Annotated in this window: 3 protein-coding genes and 1 pseudogene; 2 read left to right on the top strand and 2 right to left on the bottom strand. The window is 66.5% G+C overall.

What is annotated here, in order from left to right; translation table 11 throughout:
- Nucleotides 1–1,066 (bottom strand): aminotransferase class I/II-fold pyridoxal phosphate-dependent enzyme (locus ACIQ42_RS17035; RefSeq protein ID WP_397423428.1); only part of this gene is annotated, 1,066 nt, incomplete at its 3' end.
- 93 nt (nucleotides 1,067–1,159) lie between these two features.
- Between ACIQ42_RS17035 and ACIQ42_RS17030 the strand changes: the two genes are divergently transcribed.
- Nucleotides 1,160–2,440, top strand: a complete 1,281-nt coding sequence (locus ACIQ42_RS17030) for an MFS transporter (RefSeq protein WP_397423427.1) — start codon at nucleotides 1,160–1,162, stop codon at nucleotides 2,438–2,440.
- A 6-nt stretch (nucleotides 2,441–2,446) separates the two neighbouring features.
- On the opposite strand, the gene ACIQ42_RS17025 is transcribed toward ACIQ42_RS17030, so the two are convergent.
- Complete coding sequence (locus ACIQ42_RS17025) at nucleotides 2,447–3,319, bottom strand: TauD/TfdA dioxygenase family protein (protein WP_397423426.1); 873 nt, start codon at nucleotides 3,317–3,319, stop codon at nucleotides 2,447–2,449.
- A gap of 77 nt (nucleotides 3,320–3,396) precedes the next feature.
- Between ACIQ42_RS17025 and ACIQ42_RS17020 the strand changes: the two are divergent.
- Nucleotides 3,397–3,701 (top strand): annotated as a pseudogene (locus tag ACIQ42_RS17020) (cobaltochelatase subunit CobS); the annotation flags it as partial.

The following is a 3,701-nucleotide window of genomic DNA, read 5'->3' as shown; positions in this document are numbered from 1 at the left end:
CCGCGAAGCTCAGCCGGATGAACCGGTGGCCATCAACCGGGTCAAAGTCGATCCCGGGCGCCGTGGCGACCCCGGTGTCCAGCAGCAACTGGCGACAAAACCCCAGACTGTCGTTGGTGAGTTCGCCGACGTCGGCCCAGATGTAGAAAGCGCCGTCGGGCGGGGCGATCCGGTCGAGGCCAAGCGCCGGAAGCGCCTCCAGTAACAGCTCACGATTGCGCCGGTAGGTCGCCAGGTGTCCCTCCAGCTCGTCGCGGCAATCCATGGCGACCAGCGCGGCGTGCTGGGCCAGAGCCGGCGGCGTCAGGAACATGGCACCCATATAGGCCACCGCGCGGGACGCCTCGCTGCGCGGCACGACCAGCCAACCCAGCCGCCAGCCGGCCATGCTGAAATACTTCGAGTAGCTGTTCACGACGATGGCCTCGGGCGCGAACTCCAGCATCGAGCGGGTCGGCTCCGCATAGCTGAGGCCGTGATAGATCTCGTCGGAGATGATCCGGATGCCGCGCGCGCGGCAGACCTCGGCGATCGCCGCCAGTTCCCGGGCCGGGATCACGGTGCCAGTGGGATTGGCGGGGCTGGCCAGGATCAGCCCAGCGGGCGCCGGGTCCAGCGCCGCCAGCGTCGCGGCCGTCAGCTGGAAGCGGGTTTCAGCACCGCAGGCGATCTCCAGCGGGACCATATGCAGCGCCTTGACGGTATTGCGGTAGGCGACGTAGCCCGGACGGGCCATGGCGATCACATCGCCCGGCTTGAAGGTGGACGACAGCGCCAGCACCAGCGCCGGCGAGGCGCCGCAGGTGAGCGTGATCTGCGCAGGTTCTAGCGTCACATCGTAGAATTCCGCGTAGTGGCGAACGATGCGGGCCTTCAGCGGCGCGCTTTCCCAATAGCCCATGGCCTCGGAGTCGAGCACGGCATGCGCCGCGGCAATCGCGGCCTTCGGCGCGCCGGTGGACGGCTGGCCGAACTCCATGTGGATGATCGAGCGGCCCTCGGACTTCAGCCGCTGGGCCAGTCCGCTGATCGAGATGGCGTAGAAGGGGTCGACCTGCGCGTTCATCGTATCGCCCTAACCGCAAAGGCGGCGGGGCGCCAAGCGGCTTGACCCCGAACGCTCGGGAGGCGAAGCCATTGGTCAACAAGGGGAACGTCTGTGACATCCAATACTTCCGTCGTGGCGAAGGCCTCCAACCGCCGCGTGCTGGGCGCCAGCCTGGTGGGCACCGCGGTAGAGTTCTACGACTTCTACATCTACGCCACGGCGGCGGCGCTGGTGTTCCCGGCGCTGTTCTTCCCCAAATCGTCGGATTCCGCCCAGCTGCTGCAGAGCTATGCGACCTTTGCAGTGGCCTTCTTCGCCCGGCCTGTGGGCGCCGCCGTGTTCGGCCACTTCGGCGACCGGATTGGGCGGAAGTCAACGCTGGTGGCGTCGCTGATGATGATGGGGGTATCGACCTTCCTGATCGCCTTCCTGCCCACCTACGCCATGGTGGGCTGGGTGGCGCCGTTCCTGCTGTGCCTGTTGCGGTTCGGCCAGGGGTTCGGACTGGGCGGCGAGTGGGGCGGCGCGGCCTTGCTGGCGGTGGAGAATGCGCCGCCGGGCTGGCGGGCGCGGTTCGGCATGTTCCCTCAACTCGGCGCGCCGTCGGGATTCATCGCCGCCAATGGTCTGTTCCTGATCCTGGGCCTGGTCCTGACGTCAGAGGACTTCCTGGCCTGGGGCTGGAGGTTGCCGTTCCTGGCCAGCGCGATCCTGGTGGGCGTGGGGCTTTGGGTGCGCCTGCGGATCGGTGAGACGCCATCCTTCCAGAAGGTGCTGACTGATGAAGCGCCGAGCCACGTACCCATGGCCGAGGTCTTCAAGCGCCATCCGGGCGCGCTGCTAGGGGGTACTTTTGCGGCGGTCGCCTGCTTTGCGATCTTCTATCTGTCGACCGCATTTGCCCTGGGCTACGGCACGACGACGCTCGGTTACAGTCGCGAGACTTTCCTGCAGGTGCAACTGGGCGCGATCGTGTTTCTGGCGGCGGGGATCATCGCGGCGGGCTATGCGGCCGACGCCTCGAGCGCACGGCGCGTCTTGATGGCCGGCTGCCTGGGAACCCTGGCCGTGGGCGCCGCCATGGCGGCCATGATGGGTTCCGGCTCACTGTTGCTGATCTGGGCATGGCTGTCGCTGGCGCTGTTTGTCATGGGGTTCGTCTACGGACCATTGGGCGCGTTTCTGCCCAGCCTGTTCCCGGCGCGGGTGCGCTACACCGGCGCCTCGATGGTGTTCAACGTGGGCGGCATCATCGGCGGGGGCCTCACTCCGGTAATTGCCCAGACCCTGGCCAATGGCGGCGGTCTTGCGCCGGTGGGCGGCTATCTGGCGGCGGCGGGCGCAGTGAGTTTCCTGGGGCTTCTGATGCTGCGCAGATCCTACTCAGACTGAGGCCGGTCAGATCGGCGCCTCGCCAGCCACAGTCGTGCGGTGCATGACCCGCCGGTGGCCGTCGTAGCCGCCCAGGGCATTGTGCATGGTGCAGCGGTTGTCCCAGATCACCACCATCCCCGGCCGCCAGCGATGGCGGTAGATGAACTGATCCTGGACCAGGTGCTTGTAGAGCTCGGCCAGCAATGGATCGGCCGCGTTGGGCGCCATCCCCTCGATGCCCACCGTGTAGACCGGTGAAATGAACAGCGCCTTGCGACCCGTCACCGGATGGGTGCGCACCAGCGGGTGCACATAGGTCTTGTCAGCCTCCGGGCTGACAATGATCGGCATGGCCCGAAGGTGGAGTTCGCGTGAATAGGCGCTGTCCGGACCATAGGCCTTGCTGGCGGAATGGATGGCGCGGAGGGCGGCCAGTTTGGCTTTTGTGGCGTCTGGCAGAGCCTCATAGGCGCTGGCCGCGTCGCAATAGAGGGTATCGCCGCCCACCGGGGGGATGATCTCGGAGCGCAGGATCGTGGCGGCAGGCGGCTGGGCCTGGAAGCTCCAGTCGGAGTGCCAGTTGCCACCAAAGGGCGTGACCTTCTCGTCGGGCTCGCGACGCACCTCCAGGACGTTGGGGTGCCCTTCCATGGGCTTCACGTAGGGATCATGGCCGAACGGCCCGAACTGCAGGGTGAAGGCTTCGAGCTGCTCGAGCGTCAGGGGCTGATCCGGGAACACCACCACCCCGTGGCGCGCCCATGCCGCCTTGATCTCGGCCAGCACCATCGGCTCAAGTGGCCGGGACAGATCAACACCGGTGATCTCTGCGCCGAAGCCTGTTGGCTGCGGCGTCACAGTGATCTCGCGCCCTGCGCTTTCCGCGTCCTTTGGCATTGTTCGTTCCTCCTTCATGGCCCTGCTATCAAACACCTGTTTGCGTCCGCCACGGCAAGCCTGTAATCGATCCCGCCATGGCTGCATTTGACTCATCCGACGACAAACTCCTCGCGCTGGCGCCCGACCGGGAGGTCGATGTGCGCGCCACCTTCGGTGTGGACATCGACATGAAGGCCCCGGCGTTCACCGAGCGGGACAGCCATGTTCCGGACGTGGACCCGGCTTACAAGTTCGATCCCGAGACGACGCGGGCGATCCTTGCGGGCTTCGCCTTCGACCGCCGCGTGATGGTGCAGGGCTATCACGGCACCGGAAAGTCCACCCACATCGAGCAGGTGGCCGCGCGCCTCAACTGGCCGCTGATCCGTGTGAACCTGGA

The sequence above is a fragment of the Phenylobacterium sp. genome (genome assembly GCF_044372605.1).
In the GTDB taxonomy this organism is placed as follows: Bacteria; Pseudomonadota; Alphaproteobacteria; order Caulobacterales; family Caulobacteraceae; genus Phenylobacterium.
This window is presented reverse-complemented; position numbering and strand designations above follow the sequence as displayed.